Annotated in this window: 21 protein-coding genes; 17 read left to right on the top strand and 4 right to left on the bottom strand. The window is 48.5% G+C overall.

Translation table 11 applies throughout. The features are described 5' to 3' along the window. Positions 1-5: 5 nt before the first annotated feature. The gene (locus FS628_RS13465; protein ID WP_145322597.1) at positions 6-323 is read right to left on the bottom strand and encodes a DUF2627 domain-containing protein; all 318 of its coding nucleotides are present in this window, start codon (positions 321-323) and stop codon (positions 6-8) included. A gap of 233 nt (positions 324-556) precedes the next feature. Between FS628_RS13465 and lpdA the strand changes: the two genes are divergently transcribed. The 5 genes from lpdA (at position 557) to lipB (ending at position 6,572) form a co-directional block, all read left to right on the top strand. Beyond that, the gene (lpdA, locus tag FS628_RS13460) at positions 557-1,981 is read left to right on the top strand and encodes a dihydrolipoyl dehydrogenase (protein WP_145322595.1); all 1,425 of its coding nucleotides are present in this window, start codon (positions 557-559) and stop codon (positions 1,979-1,981) included. Between the two features lie 139 nt (positions 1,982-2,120). Then, on the top strand, positions 2,121-3,149 hold the full coding sequence (locus FS628_RS13455; RefSeq protein ID WP_145322593.1) for a thiamine pyrophosphate-dependent dehydrogenase E1 component subunit alpha: 1,029 nt from the start codon (positions 2,121-2,123) through the stop codon (positions 3,147-3,149). Positions 3,150-3,151: 2 nt separating this feature from the next. Then, a complete protein-coding gene (locus tag FS628_RS13450; RefSeq protein WP_145322591.1) occupies positions 3,152-4,138 on the top strand; it encodes an alpha-ketoacid dehydrogenase subunit beta in 987 nt (328 codons plus the stop codon). Positions 4,139-4,185: 47 nt separating this feature from the next. Further along, complete coding sequence (locus FS628_RS13445; protein ID WP_145322589.1) at positions 4,186-5,631, top strand: dihydrolipoamide acetyltransferase family protein; 1,446 nt, start codon at positions 4,186-4,188, stop codon at positions 5,629-5,631. 233 nt (positions 5,632-5,864) lie between these two features. Then, positions 5,865-6,572, top strand: a complete 708-nt coding sequence (gene lipB, locus FS628_RS13440) for a lipoyl(octanoyl) transferase LipB (protein WP_145324144.1) — start codon at positions 5,865-5,867, stop codon at positions 6,570-6,572. 28 nt (positions 6,573-6,600) lie between these two features. Here lipB and prli42 read toward each other — a convergent pair whose 3' ends face one another. Beyond that, entirely contained in the window at positions 6,601-6,702 is a 102-nt protein-coding gene (gene prli42, locus FS628_RS13435; protein ID WP_017687624.1) for a stressosome-associated protein Prli42, read from the bottom strand. A gap of 82 nt (positions 6,703-6,784) precedes the next feature. On the opposite strand from prli42, the gene FS628_RS13430 reads away from it, so the two are divergent. Next, positions 6,785-7,918: a M20/M25/M40 family metallo-hydrolase gene (locus FS628_RS13430; protein WP_145322587.1), complete on the top strand. Its 1,134-nt coding sequence runs from the start codon at positions 6,785-6,787 to the stop codon at positions 7,916-7,918. Positions 7,919-8,026: 108 nt separating this feature from the next. Here FS628_RS13430 and FS628_RS13425 read toward each other — a convergent pair whose 3' ends face one another. Further along, positions 8,027-8,161, bottom strand: a complete 135-nt coding sequence (locus tag FS628_RS13425; RefSeq protein ID WP_100527202.1) for a Z-ring formation inhibitor MciZ — start codon at positions 8,159-8,161, stop codon at positions 8,027-8,029. Positions 8,162-8,281: 120 nt separating this feature from the next. Between FS628_RS13425 and FS628_RS13420 the strand changes: the two genes are divergently transcribed. From FS628_RS13420 to sigF, 11 genes are all read left to right on the top strand, one after another. Further along, a complete protein-coding gene (locus FS628_RS13420; protein ID WP_145322585.1) occupies positions 8,282-8,875 on the top strand; it encodes an NUDIX domain-containing protein in 594 nt (197 codons plus the stop codon). Positions 8,876-8,877: 2 nt separating this feature from the next. Beyond that, positions 8,878-10,098: an endonuclease Q family protein gene (locus FS628_RS13415; RefSeq protein WP_145322583.1), complete on the top strand. Its 1,221-nt coding sequence runs from the start codon at positions 8,878-8,880 to the stop codon at positions 10,096-10,098. A gap of 353 nt (positions 10,099-10,451) precedes the next feature. Then, positions 10,452-11,081 carry a stage II sporulation protein M gene (gene spoIIM / locus FS628_RS13410; RefSeq protein ID WP_145322581.1) on the top strand — a complete coding sequence of 210 codons (630 nt, stop codon included), beginning with the start codon at positions 10,452-10,454 and terminating at the stop codon, positions 11,079-11,081. Positions 11,082-11,188: 107 nt separating this feature from the next. Then, entirely contained in the window at positions 11,189-11,656 is a 468-nt protein-coding gene (gene fur / locus FS628_RS13405; RefSeq protein ID WP_090922447.1) for a ferric iron uptake transcriptional regulator, read from the top strand. Positions 11,657-11,813: 157 nt separating this feature from the next. Continuing rightward, positions 11,814-12,056 carry a DUF4227 family protein gene (locus FS628_RS13400; RefSeq protein ID WP_076215836.1) on the top strand — a complete coding sequence of 81 codons (243 nt, stop codon included), beginning with the start codon at positions 11,814-11,816 and terminating at the stop codon, positions 12,054-12,056. A gap of 75 nt (positions 12,057-12,131) precedes the next feature. Next, on the top strand, positions 12,132-13,022 hold the full coding sequence (locus FS628_RS13395) for a tyrosine recombinase (protein ID WP_145322579.1): 891 nt from the start codon (positions 12,132-12,134) through the stop codon (positions 13,020-13,022). A 130-nt stretch (positions 13,023-13,152) separates the two neighbouring features. Next, a complete protein-coding gene (locus FS628_RS13390; RefSeq protein WP_145322577.1) occupies positions 13,153-13,977 on the top strand; it encodes a purine-nucleoside phosphorylase in 825 nt (274 codons plus the stop codon). 302 nt (positions 13,978-14,279) lie between these two features. Next, complete coding sequence (locus FS628_RS13385; protein WP_260871090.1) at positions 14,280-15,401, top strand: D-alanyl-D-alanine carboxypeptidase family protein; 1,122 nt, start codon at positions 14,280-14,282, stop codon at positions 15,399-15,401. Positions 15,402-15,544: 143 nt separating this feature from the next. After that, entirely contained in the window at positions 15,545-15,898 is a 354-nt protein-coding gene (spoIIAA, locus tag FS628_RS13380) for an anti-sigma F factor antagonist (RefSeq protein WP_017687636.1), read from the top strand. Then, positions 15,895-16,350 (top strand): anti-sigma F factor, encoded by a 456-nt coding sequence (gene spoIIAB, locus FS628_RS13375; RefSeq protein WP_036672324.1) that lies wholly within the window; start codon positions 15,895-15,897, stop codon positions 16,348-16,350. Before spoIIAA ends, spoIIAB begins: the two co-directional genes overlap by 4 nt. Before the next feature lie 14 nt (positions 16,351-16,364). After that, positions 16,365-17,120, top strand: a complete 756-nt coding sequence (sigF, locus tag FS628_RS13370; protein ID WP_036607856.1) for an RNA polymerase sporulation sigma factor SigF — start codon at positions 16,365-16,367, stop codon at positions 17,118-17,120. An 86-nt stretch (positions 17,121-17,206) separates the two neighbouring features. Here the strand turns inward: sigF and FS628_RS13365 are convergent, their stop codons facing one another. Continuing rightward, positions 17,207-18,136 carry a DMT family transporter gene (locus FS628_RS13365; RefSeq protein WP_145322572.1) on the bottom strand — a complete coding sequence of 310 codons (930 nt, stop codon included), beginning with the start codon at positions 18,134-18,136 and terminating at the stop codon, positions 17,207-17,209. Positions 18,137-18,148 lie beyond the last annotated feature (12 nt).

The raw sequence follows: 18,148 nt of genomic DNA, 5'->3' as shown, positions 1-18,148 counted from the left end.
CGGACTCATGGAGTCCTTCCGGGCGTCTCTGCTTTTTCGGGTACACTTTTGGATCGGAAACGGGGACCTACATAATTACGCTTGCGGTCACGGAATAGGATCCAGCCTCCTAGAAAACTCATGCCTGCCGCGAAAAGGACAAGTCCACCGCCAAAGGAAAGCCACTGGAAACCTGGTGAAATCAGTTCGTTCCCGTGCTCGGCATAATATAGGAACAGGGCATCTTTCATCATTAGAAAACCCTTCATTGCCATTAAACCGGGAATGACCAAAACAATAATCGCCAAGAATCGCGCAAAGACCAATCTTGTATTCATGAGCATTATACCCTTTCTGCCAGAGTCGACATAAAATAAAGGTTACGCTTACAGATCATGCCTGATTCCATCATAGCTTGGAATGCATGGGCTGTCCATGTGTGATTGGTTCAAACTTTGAGTTGACCGCTTAAGGAGAGTACAATGGTATATAGAGATTATATGCAAAACCATGAGTTAACCTATTATCAATTAATACATTTATATTGAAATTTGATTCATAGAGGAGAGCATGAGAGATGCCAATTACATGTGATGTTGCAATTCTTGGAGGAGGTACTGGAGGGTACGTTGCCGCGATCCGGGCAGCACAACTCGGAAAACAGGTTGTTATTATTGAGAAGGACAAACTTGGTGGAACCTGCCTGCACCGTGGCTGTATTCCGAGTAAGGCTTTGCTGAAAAGCGCGGAAGTGTACGCCGAGATTCAGGAGAGCGAGACGTATGGTATCGAGACAGCTGGGGCCACACTTGTATTTCCCAAAGTTCAGGCACGCAAGGATGCGATTGTGGAGCAGCTCCATCAGGGCGTTCAATACTTGATGAAAAAAAATAAGATCCAGGTTGTACACGCGAAAGGTCGCGTCATCGGACCATCCATCTTCTCACCGCAGAGCGGAGCAGTCGCAGTGGAGTTTGAAGATGGAGAGATGGATACGGTTGTGCCAACCAATCTCATTATTGCGACCGGTTCACGTCCACGTGTGCTGCCGGGCCTGGAACCAGACGGCAAGTTCATTATGAGCAGTGACGAAGCATTGCGAATGGATGAGCTTCCATCATCACTCATCATTGTTGGAGGTGGTGTGATTGGATTGGAGTGGGCATCCATGCTCAATGACTTTGGCGTAGAAATCACAGTTGTTGAAGCAGCTGCTCACGTGTTGCCTGCCGAAGATGAGGATGTTGCCAGAGAAATGCAGCGATTGCTCGGCAAACGAGGTGTTCGTTTCCTGACAGGCGCCACCGTTCTAACGGAGACATATAGCACGAATCAAGAGGGTATCCAGATTGACGTGCAGCTTGGAGAAGAAAAGCAGGAAACGTTGAGAGCGGAGAAAATGCTTGTGTCGGTTGGACGTCAGGCTAATGTCGAAAATATCGGACTTGAAAATACAGATATTAAATTGGAACGCGGCTTCATCGCTGTGAACAAACAGCTACAAACGGGTGAAGGTCACATCTATGCCATTGGTGATTGCATTGGAGGTCTACAGCTTGCGCATGCCGCAAGTCATGAAGGTATTCTCGCTGTCAATCATCTGGCGGGCGAAACGGTACATACGGTAGAATCCCATCGTATTCCGCGCTGCGTGTATACACGTCCGGAAGCAGCCAGCATCGGATTCACCGAGCGAGAAGCCAAGGAACGGGGTCATGATATTAAAACAGGCAAATTCCCGTTCCAGGCCATTGGTAAATCGCTCATTCACGGAAGTCGTGATGGATTCGTGAAGGTGATCGCAGATGCCAAGACGAATGATATATTGGGTGTACATATGATTGGAACCCATGTGACGGAATTGATCGCTGAAGCCTCACTGGCTCAGATGCTGGATGCCACACCTTGGGAAGTCGGACAAACCATCCATCCACACCCTTCTCTGTCGGAAATCATGGGTGAAGCCATGTTGGCGGTCGATGGAAAGGCCATTGGAATATAAGTCAAGCAGGCTTATGAGAAAGGTCCTTTCCTTTTTTGGGCAAAAGGGATTATAATAAGGTTAAGCCAAGTCTTAGTACCAGGTTATAAGATCGGGTAGTAAGACTGGCACAGGCTCTGATTAAAAGGAGGTACCTCATATGAGTTCAAAAGGTACTGCAGACGCGGTCCACAGGCATCAACAGCTGGGACTTAGCGATGGTGAAGTATTGGATATGTACAAATACATGCTGCTCGCACGCAAGTTTGACGAGCGTTGCTTGCTTTTGCAGCGTGCCGGCAAAATTAACTTTCACGTATCCGGTGTAGGACAGGAAGCTGCGCAAGTAGGCGCTGCTTTTGGTCTGGATCGGGATCACGATTATTATTTACCTTATTACCGCGATTACGGCTTTGTACTGGCGGTAGGCATGACTCCGCGTGAGTTGATGTTGTCTGCTTTTGCGAAGGCAGAAGATCCGAATAGTGGCGGTCGGCAAATGCCGGGTCACTTTGGTCACAAAAAGCTGCGGATTGTGACGGGTTCCAGCCCGGTTACAACACAGGTTCCACACGCTGTTGGTTTTGCGCTCGCTGCCAAAATGAAGAAGCAAGAATTTGTTTCTTTTGTTACGTTTGGTGAGGGATCAAGCAATCAGGGGGACTTCCACGAAGGAGCCAACTTTGCAGGTGTACACAAATTGCCTGTCATTATTATGTGTGAGAACAATCAGTATGCAATTTCGGTACCGATTCACAAACAGCTGAGCGGCAAAATATCCGATCGAGCACTAGGATACGGGTTCCCCGGACTGCGTGTAGATGGTAACGATGCATTGGAAGTATACGCTGCAGTGAAGGAAGCACGTCGCCGTGCCATTGCGGGAGAAGGCCCGACACTTATTGAAGCGATGATGTATCGGTTGTCTCCTCATTCCACCTCCGACAATGATCTGGCTTACCGGACCAAAGAGGAAGTGGAGGAGAACTGGAAGAAAGATGGCGTTCCTCGCATGAAAAACTATTTGATCGATTGCGGCATCTGGGATGAAGCCCGGGATGCGGATCTGGCTTCCCAGCTTGCGCTGGAAATGAAAGAAGCAACTGAGTATGCAGACAACGCGCCATATCCGAAACCTGAGGACACTCTGACGCACGTTTATGCGGACAGCGAAGAAGGGGGACGGTAAGGATGGCAGTGATGGAATATATTGATGCAATCCGTCTCGCGATGAAAGAAGAGATGGAACGGGATGAAAATGTTTTTATCCTTGGTGAAGACGTAGGTCTCAAAGGTGGTGTGTTTACCACAACCAAAGGGTTGCAAGATCAATTTGGCGAAATGCGGGTGATGGACACACCGTTGTCTGAATCCGCTATTGCAGGTGTTGCCATTGGTGCTGCGATGTATGGCATGAAGCCGATTGCCGAAATGCAATATTCGGACTTTATGCTGCCAGCAACGAACCAGATCATTAGTGAAGCAGCGAAAATTCGCTATCGTTCCAACAATGACTGGAGTTGTCCGATTGTCATCCGCGCGCCGATTGGTGGCGGGATCTTCGGTGGGTTGTACCACTCCCAATGTCCGGAATCGATCTTCTTTGGTACGCCTGGTCTGAAAATTATAGCTCCCTACTCGGCATACGATGCCAAGGGATTGCTCAAAGCGGCCATTCGCGACCCGGACCCGGTACTCTTTTTTGAGAATAAAAAATGCTACAAGCTTATCAAGGAAGATGTGCCTGAAGATGATTACATCGTTCCGATTGGCAAAGCCAACGTACTTCGTGAAGGTGCCGATATTACCGTGATCGGCTACAGCCAGCCATTGCATTTTGTGATGCAGGCTGCTGAGGAACTCGAACGGGAAGAGGGCATTACAGCCCACGTTCTGGATTTGCGCACATTGCAACCGTTGGATCGCGAAGCGATTATTGCTTCCGCTCGTCTGACAGGCAAGGTGCTGATTGTACACGAAGATAACAAAACCGGTGGTGTAGGTGCCGAGGTTGCCGCTATTATTAGTGAGGAATGTCTGTTTGAACTGGATGCACCGATTCAGCGTCTCTGCGGACCTGACGTACCGGCCATGCCAATTAGCCCAACATTGGAGAAATTCTACATGCTGAGCAAGGACAAAGCCAAAGTAGCAATGCGTACACTGGCCGAGTTTTAATTTCGTTCTTTGGATCGTTTAAAAGTAAAGTTTGGAGTGATAATCAAATGGCTGAACGTATGAAATGGATCGAGGTCATTATGCCGCAATTGGCGGAATCGCTGGTCTCGGCTACCATAGGCAAATGGTTGAAAAAACCGGGCGACCGTGTGGAACAGTACGAGCCGATCTGTGAAGTAATTACCGATAAAGTCAATGCCGAGATTCCATCCACTGTGGATGGAATTATGGGTGACCTTTTGGTGGAAGAGGGCACAACGATTGCTGTTGGTGAAGCAATCTGCCGCATGCAGGTCGTTGCTTCCGACGAAGAAGCGGCTGAGCAAGTAACACAAGTATCGCAGCAACAGGAGCAAGTGCAACATAATGCCAGCCACACTCCTGTTCCTGCCTCAAATACAGCAGCACATGACCCTAACCAGCCGATGCGCAATCGGTATTCCCCGGCAGTGCAATCCTTGGCAGCAGAGCATGGCTTGAACTTGCAAAGCATCCAAGGCACCGGTGCCGGTGGCCGCATTACCCGCAAAGATGTGCTGACATTTGTTGCACAAGGAGGTAACGCGGCTGGATCGTCTGCACAAGCATCATCTGCAGCAGTACACCATGCGCCTTCTGGCGTACCGTCGGCTTCTCCATTCAGCGGAGTGAATCGCGGAAATGGCGAAATGGGTTTAACGGCCGGAGAAGCGATATCAGCATCCGATGCAGGTGTTCCTGTGAGACATTCTGGCATTCATCTGACCGAAAGTCCGAAAATTCCACAGATCGAAGTGGAAGGGGGCGGTCAGGGAAGATCGGAGTATTTCATCGATGTGACCCCTGTGCGTAATGCCATTGCGCGAAACATGCGTCAGAGCGTATCAGAGATCCCGCATGCATGGACGATGATCGAAGTAGACGTAACGAATCTTGTGATGCTGCGCAATAAACTCAAGGATGAGTTCAAGCGCAAGGAAGGCATCAACCTGACATACCTGTCCTTCATGATGAAGGGAGTCGTTAATGCGATCAAAGACTTCCCGATCATGAACTCGGTTTGGGCAGTTGACAAAATTATCGTTAAACGGGACATAAACCTGTCCATGGCAGTAGGAACCGAAGATTCCGTACTGACACCGGTAATCAAACATGCCGATCAGCGTAATATTGCAGGTCTGGCTCGTGAAGTGGATGAGCTGGCTCGCAAAACGCGGGAGGGTACATTGAAGCTGGACCATATGCAGGGTGGTACGTTCACGGTGAACAATACGGGTTCATTCGGTTCAATCCTGTCCCAGCCAATCATTAACTACCCGCAGGCAGCGATTCTTACTTTTGAGTCGATTGTCAAGAAGCCAGTGGTCATTAATGATATGATCGCCGTTCGTTCAATGGCGAACCTGTGTCTGTCGCTGGATCACCGAATCCTGGATGGCGTAATCAGCGGACGGTTCTTGCAACGTGTCAAAGAGAATCTTGAAGGATACACGATGGAGAGCAAGGTGTATTAAGTAGGCATTTTGCATCAATCCAAAGAGCAGTTCCCAATCATCAAGTTATAGATCGAAATGGTTCTATTCGTCTAGAACTTGTACCCGGGAGCGTTTGAAAATGAATGATGCAAAATGTTCAATAGTTGAAGGACGGGAAAGTGTATGTGCCGCAGGCCGTGCACTTTTCCGGCTATCTACGGACAGGTGCTCAATTGTACATTGAACATGAAGCAGAAGGGTGTGGGGAAATCATGAGCAAGCCGCTGGATGTTGCATACATACCGATGCTTGATTATGAAGAGGCTTGGAACCGCCAGAAAGCGATTGTGCAGCGATTGGACGAGGGCGAGGGAGCGGAGCAGATGCTTCTTTTACAGCATCCCCCAACGTATACGATCGGCTCACAGAATCATCCGGAGCATCTGCTTCTTAGTCCGGAAGAGTTGCGGGAGCAAGGGATTTCCTTGTTTCAAATTGACCGTGGCGGTGATATTACTTATCATGGCCCGGGCCAGTTGGTAGGCTACCCGTTATTGGTACTTGGTCGGGATGAAGACTTGGATCTACACGGATATTTACGGAAACTTGAGCAGGTCCTCATGGATTATCTGGCAGACCAGGGCATCGAAGCCGGACGCAAAGAAGGTTACACCGGTGTGTGGATTGGCGATATGAAGATTGCTGCAATTGGCATCAAGTTTAATCGTTGCAAACACCGCCGCGGTTTTGTGACAAGTCACGGGTTTGCTTTTAACATCACCTCAGGCATTCAGCATGCTGGTTTTCAGGGCATTGTTCCTTGTGGGATTGAGCAGTATGGCGTGACCTCACTGGAGGATATAACGGGCAAGTCCTATGCAGTAGAGCAGGTAGCGCAGGAGATTGTGCCGTACTTTAATCGCATTTTCCCTTATGAGATTAATTGGGTCACCGAAAAAGAAGCCCTTCAACGTCTGTAAACAGATCGTCAAAAGGCTTCAGGGGTTGCTATCCGAACAATAACGGTTCGAGAGCTATGAAAAGGGTGGACCCGATCATGGCGATCAGCATGAGATAGATGATGATTTTGAACCATTTCTTTTTTTGCATGATGAGAGAACTCCTTTCAACAAAAAGTAAACAAGCCATAGTAATTGTATTGTACCGTATCCACGAGAGGGAGGAAAGTCCTATGATTAAACACCAACGTGTTATTGATCAGTTCATGGAACTGGTGCAGATTGATAGTGAAACGAAAAACGAACAGAATATCTCCAAGGTGTTAAAAGAACAGTTTGCAGACCTTGGTCTTCATGTCTATGAGGATGACACCATGGAGCAAACCGGACATGGCGCCGGAAACCTCGTCATTACCTGGGAAGCCGAAGGAACAGAAGGAGTTGCACCGATCTTTTTTACATGTCACATGGACACCGTAACGCCCGGACAAGGAATCAAACCTGAACTGGGTGAAGACGGCTGGATTCGCAGTGACGGAACAACGATCCTGGGAGCAGATGACAAGGCCGGAATTGCAGCATTGTTCGAAGCGATTCGTGTGATTCAGGAAAACAACATTCCGCATGGTAAAATTCAATTCGTCATTACGGTGGGCGAAGAGTCTGGTCTGGTGGGTGCACGTGCCATGAATCCAAAAGACATCGAAGCCGAGTTCGGTTATGCGCTGGACTCCAACGGAGCTGTAGGCACGATCTGTGTAGCTGCACCAGCCAGAGCTGAAATTCAGATGAGCATCTATGGTAAGTCTGCCCATGCGGGCGTGAATCCGGAAGACGGGATCAGCGCGATTCAGGTGGCAGCCAAAGCGATTGCTGCGATGACACTGGGCAGAATTGATGATGAGACGACAGCGAACATCGGTAAATTCCAAGGTGGATCAGCACTCAATGTGGTATGTGACTTTGTACAGATTGAAGCGGAAGCTCGCAGTATTGTGCAGGAAAAAGTGGAATTGCAGGTTGCACAGATGCGTGAAGCCTTGGAAACCACTTGTCGCAAATACGGTGCTACGGCCGAATTCAGAAGTGAGATCCTGTATCCCGCATTTGGTTTCCATGATGAACATGATGTTGTGCAGCTTGCACAGCGTGCTATTCGCAGTCTGGGGCTGGAGACAAGCACGTTTGCTTCCGGCGGTGGAAGTGATGCCAACATATTTAACGGATTTGAGATTCCGACAGTGAATCTGGCGGTAGGGTATGAGGATATTCACACAACTAAAGAACGCATTCGTGCCGAGGACATTGTGAAGTTGTCTCAGGTGGTTGTCGCTATCATCCAGGAAAACGCAGCAGATAAGAAATAATATAGAGCACATGTTACCTCGCATGTTGTTAGACAAAAGTCCGAACCCGGTTTGTACGGATTCGGACTTTTTGTGAATTCATGTTATATTTCATGGGAGAAGACTCGTTTATTTACGTCCAGCGAGCAGATCGATTAACTTGGCATCAGGGCCCCACTCGCGCAACCATTGCTTGAGTATGAGCTGTACTTGCCGGGCTTGTCCTACCACATGTAAGGATTGAGGCGTCATATAACTGTTCATCGAAAGTCCCCCTGATTTGTTTATATTTGCTGTGAGAGTTCTATACGCTCACCATATGCCCAAAATCAGAGAATTATACATTAAACAAATATAATCCAACGATATGGAGTTGAAGAACAAATGAAATCAAACCAATCTGCCCAATCCATCCATGCAGCACAACCTGCCAATCCGAAGTTGGATGAAGTGACCATGTCCACCAAACCCATCTTCGAGGGGAAAGTGATTTCACTTCAGGTCGATACCGTTAAGCTACCGAACGGTCAAACGGCTACACGTGAGATTATCCGGCATCCTGGCGCAGTAGCTGTACTTGCCCTGAACGGGGATCGCATGCTTGTTGTGGATCAGTACCGTCAGGCAATGGGGCGCACCGAAGTGGAGATTCCTGCGGGGAAACTGGACCCGGGTGAAGAACCAGAGGTTGCAGCAGCGCGTGAATTACGAGAAGAGACGGGGTATGTAGCCAAGTCACTGCGTCATTTGCGTTCGTTCTACACTTCACCGGGCTTCGCGGATGAGATCATTCATCTCTACATCGCTGAAGAGCTGGAAGCTGGAGATATGGAGCTGGACGAGGATGAATTCCTTGAAGTATCCGAGATCACACTGGAGGAAGCCTATGCGCTCATGGATGAGAACCGGATTAGCGATGCGAAAACGATGATGGCTGTGTATGCGTGGGACCTCTACAGAACGACAGGACGGTTTTAAGGATGCAAGATCAATTGGCAACGTCCGCTTTGTGGGAGCCCTGTTATACGGACCTGCATATCCACATCGGGCGTACGTCCCGCGGAGAGGCGGTTAAAATCAGCGGAAGTCGGGATCTGACATTTGAGAACATTGCTCGGGAAGCTTCGGAACGAAAAGGGATCCATTTGCTTGGTGTCATTGATTGTCATTCCCCAGTGGTGCAGATGGATATTGAGCAATTACTGGAGGATGGCACGATGTCCGAGATTGAGGGAGGCGGTATTGCCTACCAGGACACAACTATTCTACTGGGTACAGAGATTGAGCTCCGAGAACCTGGAATGCGTGAGTTCCATATGCTGGCGTACTTTCGTGATCTGAGAACGATGAAGTCCTTCACGGACTGGATGAAGCGTTATATGAAAAATGTGAACCTCAGCTCTCAGCGGGTATATGTTCCTGCTCTTGAGATGCAGGCCGAGATTAAAGCCCGTGGTGGACTTATTGTGCCTGCACATGTCTTTACTCCGCATAAAGGCATCTATGGCAGCACGGCGCCCCGTATGGGCGATGTACTGGATACTCGTCTGGTGGATGCCGTCGAACTGGGGTTAAGCTCCGATTCATCGATGGCCAGTTATATTCGGGAATTGGATCATGTACCGTTCCTGACTAATTCGGATGCACATTCCCTCGGCAAGATTGGACGGGAGTATAATGAACTGCAATTGGCTGCACCTTCTTTTGATGAATTCCGTATGGCACTGCAGGGAGAAGCAGGCAGAAGGATTACTGCTAATTATGGTCTGAATCCAAGGCTGGGCAAGTATCATCGTACCTACTGTGCAGCATGTGGCAGCATTATGGACGAGCAGGCGATGTCAGCAGAGCGTTGTCCTCACTGTGGCAGTCAGAAGCTGGTGCAGGGGGTGCTGGACCGCATTCTGGCGATCTCTGATCGGGAGAGTCCTCAGGTTCCTGCAAACAGACCGGCCTATCATTATCAGGTACCACTGGAGTTCATCCCGGGACTTGGCAAAGCCAAACTGCGCCAGCTACTGGACCATTTTGGTACGGAAATGAATGTACTTCACCGTACCCGTGAGGAAGAGCTTGCTGAGGTGGTTGGACCTGTGCTGGCAGGCCTGATAGTGGCTGCACGGAACGGACAACTGGAGCTGTCTTCCGGAGGTGGAGGTACGTACGGGAAGGTTGCAGTTCAGGTGAAATCTTCAGATTAGATAAATTGAACTAAACATTTACACAAAACGGAGAGGACAGAAAGAACCTGAAGAAGCGGAGCGTTCGCCTAAAAGCTTTCTGAAAGAAAGCTGCATCGGAAGCATACGCTATCCCCGGATTTTCCCTTTAAAAAAGGAATAAAAAAATCTGGGGATAACAGTGATCGAAAGGTTGTTCTGTCATCGGAGTGACCCGTGTAAATATTCTTTATTTCAACTGATATAGCTTCACTTCACGTAGAGCCAATCTGGACAAGAAGTCATACAGGTGCGTTTCGGTTCATAAGAATGACTATGAGGATATGATTGAGCATCCTTGCAGCATGACAACCGGAAAGGGGACTTGTACCTGTATGCGCTCTTCCTACTTTACATTTAAAGGTCAGACTTCGTTATATGTATTCGTGGCTGTCTTGTTTCTGGTCGGCGTCATTTTTGGGGCGCTTATGGTCAATGCATTGTCTCTTGAGCAACGTCAGGATCTGGAGGGCTATCTTGGGAACTTCTTCATGACAGTGCAGCACAGCGCACAAGTGACGGAAACCGGGGCATATTGGGACATTGCCATGCTTCATCTAAAATGGGTAGGTCTGATCTTTATTCTGGGTTTATCCGTCGTCGGACTGCCCGGTATACTGGTTCTGGATTTTCTAAAAGGTGTGCTTATTGGATTCACAGTGGGGTATCTTGTTGGGCAGTATTCCTGGAAAGGGTTGCTGTTTGCACTGGTTTCCGTGGCGCCGCATAATTTGTTCGTCATACCGATCCTGCTGATCTGCAGTGTGGCGGCCATGACGTTCTCGTTATACATCATTCGCAATCGTGTTTTGATGCAGCGAACACCGGGTCGACAAAGACCTTTTTCTTCATATATAGTGTTAACTTTGGTCATGGCTGCACTGCTGCTCGGCGTGGCATCTTTTGAAACATGGGTTACACCTGCGATGATGCGTTGGGTCACGCCAATGTTACTACCGGCCTAGCGTGTATCGTATAGTGTAAAATGTTGACTTTAATTACGCACTCCCCCTATAATGAAAAGAGTGGGTTAAGTTGCAGTGTGCAGTGATTTCCTAGGGGGAGGGAGAAAATGGAAGCACGGATCGATAAAATTAAGCAGCAACTACAGTCCCAAGGATATAAATTAACGCCCCAGCGGGAAGCCACCGTAAGAGTACTTCTTGAGAATGAAGAAGATCATCTGAGCGCAGAAGACGTATTCATGCTCGTTAAAGAAAAGGCTCCCGAAATCGGTCTGGCAACCGTGTACCGTACCCTCGAACTGCTGAGTGAGCTGCATGTTGTAGAGAAAATCAACTTCGGCGACGGTGTAGCGCGTTATGATCTGCGCGGAGATACATCCAAGCATCACCATCATCACTTAATCTGTGTTCAATGCGGAAGTATGGATGAAATACGTGAAGACTGGCTTGGACCGCTTGAAGAGCGTTTGGAGCGGGAATTTAACTTTTCGGTAGTAGATCACCGATTGGACTTTCATGGAATTTGTTATCGTTGCAAAGCTAAAAATGAACAGAAGCCCAAAGATGAAGAATAACATAGCATATCTTCAAGCTCTCACCGGCGGTTTTGACGGGAGAGCTTTTTTGGCACCGGACATGATATGGAGTTACCTCAAGTGGCATAAACCTGTGTTTATGGACATACCCTGATTCAAGGACAAAACCGGATTCAATCAGGAGGGGGACACACCCATGATTATATCAGTGCGGAGAGGGCTCCGTTTTATTCGATTTATCATAGTTTTTGCTGCATTAGTTTATCTGTTCTATCATGTTCTGGACCTGTTTAATGGCTGGATCTCACCTGTGGATCAGTATCAGATGCCGACTGGAAATGCCATCAAAGTATTTCAGGAAACGGATTGGCCGGGTAATGGAGAAGGACGTCCTACGATGGCAGAGCGTCTCCGTTTGTTCTATTGGTACGGGGAGTAGCTTCGAACAGCCAGGGATGCAAATACGGGAGCAGTCTGCCGGAGCGGCAGATCTGTCAGTTGAGGAGCGTTGTACATGAAACAGACGATACACGCCTATGCCTTATACTTGGAAGATGATAAAGGGATGTCAAGCAGCACACTTGAATCGTATCTCCGAGACGTGGACAAGTTCATTGAATTTGCAGATAAGGAATATGGTATACGCGAAGCCGATCAGGTCAGACGCACACATGTCGTCCTGTTTGTAGGTCAGCTCAAACAGGCAGGACGTGCCAACGCAACGATTGCCCGCAGCATCGTATCTCTGCGCTCCTACTTTCATTTTTTGCTGCGGCGGGGTGATATCATACAGGACCCTACGTTCGATGTGGAAGCTCCCAAGGCGGATAAGACGCCTCCACAGGTGTTAACTATCCCGGAGATCGAACAGCTGCTGACAGCGCCTGATATTCGTTCACCGCAGGGTGTGCGAGACCGAGCGATGCTTGAGCTATTGTATGCTACAGGCATTCGCGTCTCGGAACTGATTGCGCTGGACATTCGGGATGTACAGCCGGACATGCGCTTTATACGATGCGGTGGGGCAGGCAAGGAACGCATTCTTCCCATCGGTGCGCCAGCCGCACATTGGGCAAGTGTATATGTAGAGGAATTCCGCAATCAGTTGCTCAAAACCGATTCGGACGAGCAGGCACTATTCGTGAATGTGTCTGGAAGGCGTTTAACCCGGCAGGGATTCTGGAAGCTGCTTAAAAAAGCGGCGGTGGATGCGGGAATCTCGGAAGAAATTACGCCGCATACGCTGCGTCATTCGTTTGCAGCACATCTGATTGCCAATGGGGCGGACACACGTGCCGTTCAGGACATGCTCGGCCATGTCGAGCAGCCGGGACAACAGTATGGCAATCATGGTCGCAGAACCATGAAAGAAATCTATGAAACCCATCATCCGAGGGCAAGATAGATTTTGACGCATGGCATTCACAAATAAATGCGGAACATGGTGCCGATTTAGGATAAAATAAATTGAATACATCTAAACGCCGTTATACATAAAGACGGATCGTTTCAACTCAAGGAGGAACATACATCGTATGGCAGCATTAAACCAACAAATGATTTCGGAAGCAGCATCTTATATTCAAAGCAAAAGCTCCATCAAGCCGGAAGTCGGTTTGATTTTGGGTTCGGGTCTTGGCGTACTTGCAGAATTGATTGAAGATGGCGTAAGTATCGCTTATCAGGATATTCCGCATTTTCCAGTGTCCACAGTAGAAGGACATGAAGGTGAATTATTGGTCGGAACCATCAAAGGTCGTCCGGTCGTGATGATGAAAGGCCGCTTCCACATGTACGAAGGATATGGCCCCGAACTGACAGCCTTCCCGGTACGTGTTATGAAAGAACTGGGTGTAAGTAGCCTGCTTGTAACGAATGCTGCGGGTGGCGTGAATACGTCGTACGAAGCTGGAGATTTGATGCTGATCTCTGATCACTTGAATCTTACAGGCAAAAATCCACTGATCGGACCGAATGACGCTGCACTGGGTGTACGTTTCCCGGATCTGTCGGAAGCTTATAGCCGCCGCTTGCGTGCACTAGCGAAGGATACGGCCGCATCACAAGGTTTTAACGTACGTGAAGGGGTATACGCAGGTATGCTTGGTCCGAACTACGAGACACCAGCAGAGATCAAAATGCTGCGCACATTAGGCGCAGACGCAGTGGGCATGTCCACTGTATCTGAAGTGATTGTGGCACGCCATGCAGGTCTGGAAGTGCTCGGCATTTCCTGTATCAGCAACATGGCAGCCGGAATTCTCGACCAGCCGCTGTCGCACGATGAGGTTATGGAAACCACTGAACGTGTGCGTGAGTCTTTCCTGGCGTTGGTAGTGGCAGTTATTCCACAAATGTAAGCAAGATTTGAGTAGAGAAGGTTACCTCTTCGAATGAGAAATCATCGGGGGTAACCTTTTCTTGTTATGTTGAACGTACGGTTGCTCATGAGTTGAGTGCAGTGCGTTTTTTTGCTTTGAGCCCCTTTTCCACAAAAAGTTCGGGAAATCATAGGTAAGATGGAATAATTTACTGCAAACGCGCCGACAATGATTAGCAGTACATGTATGGAACATGCAGTAAGCAAGTCATTTGAGGAGGTAACCTAGTGAAGAAAAGAATAATGGCATCGTTCATGACCCTTTGTATCCTGCTGTCCCTTATGGCATCAACGGCATTGGCTGAAGAAACACCAAAGGCAGCGGGAGCCGCTGATTTAGCCCCGTCGGCGCGTTCTGCGATCTTAATGGATGCAGATACAGGAACCGTTATCTATGAGAAAAACAGTCATGATCAGCTGCCTCCGGCAAGCATTACGAAGATTATGACGATGTTGCTCACGATCGAAGCGATCGACTCGGGCAAGTTGAAGCTGACGGATAAGGTAAGAACGAGCGAATACGCAGCATCCATGGGCGGTTCGCAGATCTTTCTGGAGCCCGGGGAAGAAATGACGGTCGATGATATGTTAAAAGGGATTGCCATGGCATCAGGCAATGATGCCTCGGTAGCGATGGCTGAGAAGATTGCTGGCTCGGAAGAAGCCTTTGTGCAGCTGATGAATGAGCGTGCGAAGGAGCTTGGCATGAAGGATACTCATTTTGCCAACTGTAACGGCCTTCCGGTCGATAATCATTATTCTTCCGCCCATGACATTGCCGTCATGAGCCGTGAACTACTGAAACATTCCGGAATTACGAAGTACACCGGTGCATATCAGGATTACCTTCGCAAAGATACGGAAAAGCCATTCTGGCTGGTGAACACGAACAAGCTGGTTCGCTTTTATCAAGGGGCAGATGGTTTGAAAACAGGTTACACGTCCGAAGCGAAGTTCTGCCTGTCCGCTACAGCGTCCAAGGACGGACTGCGTGTCGTTTCAGTGGTACTCGGTGAACCGAATACCAAAACACGGAACAGTGAAGTGTCTTCGATGTTTGACTATGCCTTTAGTCAATATACGATGAAGGCGCTCTACAAGGCAGGGGATCTGCTGGGTAGTCTGAAAATTGAAAAAGGTGAAGTTGCCGAGTTACCGCTGAATGCCACGCAAAATTATAGTGTGCTGATGCGCAAAGGAGCCAAATCCAATGACATCCGGCATGAATTGTTGGTTGCCAAAGAATTGAAAGCCCCGATCAAGGCTGGGCAAAGTATAGGTAAACTGGTGGTTTACCAGGGCAACGACGTCATTAAGGAATTCGACATTCAGGCTCCACAGGACGTGAATAAAGCTGGCTGGTGGAAGCTGTTTAAGCGGACGACGTCCAACCTGTTTGATTAAACGGCGAATTACGCGAGTTCCACGCATCCTTCGAACATATTTTGTAGTTAAATAGGGGTTTTCTTCTAGTTTTGTCGGGGGGCAGGAAAAGCCTTCGGAAACGTAGAAATCCTTGTTCAAGACAGGGAGGAGAGTGGGCAAACGTGAACTTGCATGTGGAAATGGAACACCATCGCGGGATTCTGATTGTACGATTATCCGGGGAGCTGGATCACCATACAGCTGACATGGTACGGATGCAAATGGATGAAGCTATCCAGCGGAGACAAAGCGAGCATCTGGTACTCAGCCTGAAAGATCTGCAATTTATGGACAGTTCGGGTCTGGGTGTCATTTTGGGAAGATACAAGCTTATTAAGAATAAAGGCGGCAAGATGGTAGTATGTGACGTCAATTCGCCGGTGTACCGTTTGCTGGAAATGTCGGGTTTGTTCAAGATTATGCCGATATACGAAAATGAGGGAACTGCTCTCTCAGGTCTGGAGGTCGTCTCATGAATGAAGGAACAGGGACAAATTTCATGAATCTGCAATTCGCGGCCAAGTCAGAGAATGAATCGTTTGCGCGGGTAACCGTTGCTGCATTTATCTCCCAGCTTGATCCAACGATGGACGAGCTCAGTGACCTGAAGACGGTCATTTCGGAAGCCGTGACCAACAGCATCATCCACGGATACAACAATAACTCCGAGGGTGTTGTGTCCATCCAGGCCGAGATTCGGGAAGACATGATCACGATTATTGTGGAAGACCGCGGTGAAGGAATCGAAGATCTTGAACTGGCGAAGCAGCCGCTATATACGTCCAAACCCGAACTTGAGCGGTCGGGCATGGGCTTCACCATTATGGAAAACTTTATGGATGAATTCGAAGTCAGCAGTGAGCCCGGCAGAGGCACCTCCATCAAGATGAAGAAAAGGATTGAATCCAAGAAAGCATTGTATAATTAGGGGTTGGTGTTCTTATGGATGCTGAAGTGAAACCATCTTCACAGACCTATTTGGACGATGCCGAGGTCAAACGGCTGATTGCGCTCAGTCAGTCGGGTGACCATGTCTCACGGGATACGCTGGTGAACTGCAACATCAGACTCGTCTGGTCCGTCGTACAGCGTTTTATGAATAGGGGATATGATCCGGAAGATCTGTTCCAGATTGGTTGTATCGGTCTGCTCAAGTCAGTGGACAAATTCGATCTCAGTTATGACGTGAAGTTCTCAACCTATGCGGTGCCGATGATCATCGGAGAAATCCAGCGATTCCTGCGGGATGACGGTACCCTGAAGGTCAGTCGTTCACTGAAAGAGATGGCGAATAAAGTCCGCAAGAAAAGGGACGAACTGTCCAAGCATTTGGATCGTTTGCCAACGATTAAGGAAGTTGCTGCGGAACTGGGGGTAACCCCGGAGGAAGTCGTATTTGCCCAGGAAGCGAACAAACCACCGACTTCTATCCATGAGACGGTATTCGAGAATGACGGCGATCCCATTACATTAATGGATCAGATTGCCGACGAGTCTCAGGAACGTTGGTTTGACAAGCTGGCGCTGAACGAAGCCATTGGTGGTCTCAGCGAGCGGGAGCGATTAATCGTTTATCTTCGGTATTACCGGGATCAGACCCAGTCGGAGGTAGCCAGCAGGTTGGGAATATCTCAGGTGCAGGTATCACGTCTGGAGAAAAAAATACTGCAATCCATCCGCGACCAGATCGCGCAGTAATTTCGTGGATTGAACATCAATATTGGCGTTTATACACCAATATACGACAACTAACAACCTTCTATCGCGCATTATGGCGAGGGAGGTTATTTGTTGTTAATACGGGTAGATCCCGAACGATTGGACTGCATGACCAGCATCATGCCAAGAATACATGCCATACCAATCCATTGATAGAAGCCAAAGGGTTCATGGAGCCATATGACGGTTGTTCCAACAGCAGCAAGGGGCTCCGCGCTCCCGAGCAGGCTAGTTTCCTTGGGTGTAAGACTTTTGAGACTCGCAATATAAAACCAAAAAGCAATCATGGTTCCAAAAAGGATCGTAAATATTAAATAACCGTAAGTTTCGAGCGTGATGCTAGCAAAATTCATTTTCCAGGGCGGGTGAATAAAACTCATTCCCAGACCACCGATGATCATTGCCCAGCCGACCACAACAAGTGAATCGAACTTTTTAATCAGTTGCACGGCATACAGCGTATAAAATGCAGCTGAAACCCCGGATAACAGCCCCCATATCACTGCGAGCGAGGAGACAGATAACCGCGTAATCGAGCCATTCGTCAGCAGGAGAAAACACCCACCGAGAGCCAGAACGGCGCATGCAAGGTCATTGCGTGTGAGGACAGACTGCTTCCGGAGTGCGATGTAAATCATGATCATGACAGGGGACAGGTACTGCAGGAGTGTAGCCACCGCTGAATTGCCGTGTTTAATGGATGCCATGTACGTATACTGGACGGCAAGCATGCCCACCAATCCGAAGATGATCAGCTGTCCAGCTGTTTTTTTATTTCTCCACACATCAAAAATCTGAAGTCGTCCATTTGTAAACGATTGAATAACCAGTAATAGTAACCCAGCAATCAACAATCGTACAGTGACATACCAATTGACTTCAATTCCATCCAGTTGAAACAGTTTTTGAGATACTGTCCCCCCAATGCCCCAGCAGATGGCTCCCGTCAGAACGAGTACGATGCCTGAAATTTTGGATTTTGCAGAAGTTGTCATTCTTGTTCGCCT

It is taken from the genome of Paenibacillus xylanexedens, from assembly GCF_007676705.1.
Classification (GTDB): Bacteria; Bacillota; Bacilli; order Paenibacillales; family Paenibacillaceae; genus Paenibacillus; species Paenibacillus xylanexedens_C.
This window is presented reverse-complemented; position numbering and strand designations above follow the sequence as displayed.

What these genes read in the sequence shown, in the direction of transcription:
- FS628_RS13465 (WP_145322597.1), bottom strand. Translation starts at nt 323, where the DNA reads ATGCTCATGAATACAAGATTGGTCTTTGCGCGATTCTTGGCGATTATT.
- lpdA (WP_145322595.1), top strand. Translation starts at nt 557, where the DNA reads ATGCCAATTACATGTGATGTTGCAATTCTTGGAGGAGGTACTGGAGGG.
- FS628_RS13455 (WP_145322593.1), top strand. Translation starts at nt 2,121, where the DNA reads ATGAGTTCAAAAGGTACTGCAGACGCGGTCCACAGGCATCAACAGCTG.
- FS628_RS13450 (WP_145322591.1), top strand. Translation starts at nt 3,152, where the DNA reads ATGGCAGTGATGGAATATATTGATGCAATCCGTCTCGCGATGAAAGAA.
- FS628_RS13445 (WP_145322589.1), top strand. Translation starts at nt 4,186, where the DNA reads ATGGCTGAACGTATGAAATGGATCGAGGTCATTATGCCGCAATTGGCG.
- lipB (WP_145324144.1), top strand. Translation starts at nt 5,865, where the DNA reads ATGAGCAAGCCGCTGGATGTTGCATACATACCGATGCTTGATTATGAA.
- prli42 (WP_017687624.1), bottom strand. Translation starts at nt 6,702, where the DNA reads ATGCAAAAAAAGAAATGGTTCAAAATCATCATCTATCTCATGCTGATC.
- FS628_RS13430 (WP_145322587.1), top strand. Translation starts at nt 6,785, where the DNA reads ATGATTAAACACCAACGTGTTATTGATCAGTTCATGGAACTGGTGCAG.
- FS628_RS13425 (WP_100527202.1), bottom strand. Translation starts at nt 8,161, where the DNA reads ATGAACAGTTATATGACGCCTCAATCCTTACATGTGGTAGGACAAGCC.
- FS628_RS13420 (WP_145322585.1), top strand. Translation starts at nt 8,282, where the DNA reads ATGAAATCAAACCAATCTGCCCAATCCATCCATGCAGCACAACCTGCC.
- FS628_RS13415 (WP_145322583.1), top strand. Translation starts at nt 8,878, where the DNA reads ATGCAAGATCAATTGGCAACGTCCGCTTTGTGGGAGCCCTGTTATACG.
- spoIIM (WP_145322581.1), top strand. Translation starts at nt 10,452, where the DNA reads ATGCGCTCTTCCTACTTTACATTTAAAGGTCAGACTTCGTTATATGTA.
- fur (WP_090922447.1), top strand. Translation starts at nt 11,189, where the DNA reads ATGGAAGCACGGATCGATAAAATTAAGCAGCAACTACAGTCCCAAGGA.
- FS628_RS13400 (WP_076215836.1), top strand. Translation starts at nt 11,814, where the DNA reads ATGATTATATCAGTGCGGAGAGGGCTCCGTTTTATTCGATTTATCATA.
- FS628_RS13395 (WP_145322579.1), top strand. Translation starts at nt 12,132, where the DNA reads ATGAAACAGACGATACACGCCTATGCCTTATACTTGGAAGATGATAAA.
- FS628_RS13390 (WP_145322577.1), top strand. Translation starts at nt 13,153, where the DNA reads ATGGCAGCATTAAACCAACAAATGATTTCGGAAGCAGCATCTTATATT.
- FS628_RS13385 (WP_260871090.1), top strand. Translation starts at nt 14,280, where the DNA reads ATGGCATCAACGGCATTGGCTGAAGAAACACCAAAGGCAGCGGGAGCC.
- spoIIAB (WP_036672324.1), top strand. Translation starts at nt 15,895, where the DNA reads ATGAATGAAGGAACAGGGACAAATTTCATGAATCTGCAATTCGCGGCC.
- sigF (WP_036607856.1), top strand. Translation starts at nt 16,365, where the DNA reads ATGGATGCTGAAGTGAAACCATCTTCACAGACCTATTTGGACGATGCC.
- FS628_RS13365 (WP_145322572.1), bottom strand. Translation starts at nt 18,136, where the DNA reads ATGACAACTTCTGCAAAATCCAAAATTTCAGGCATCGTACTCGTTCTG.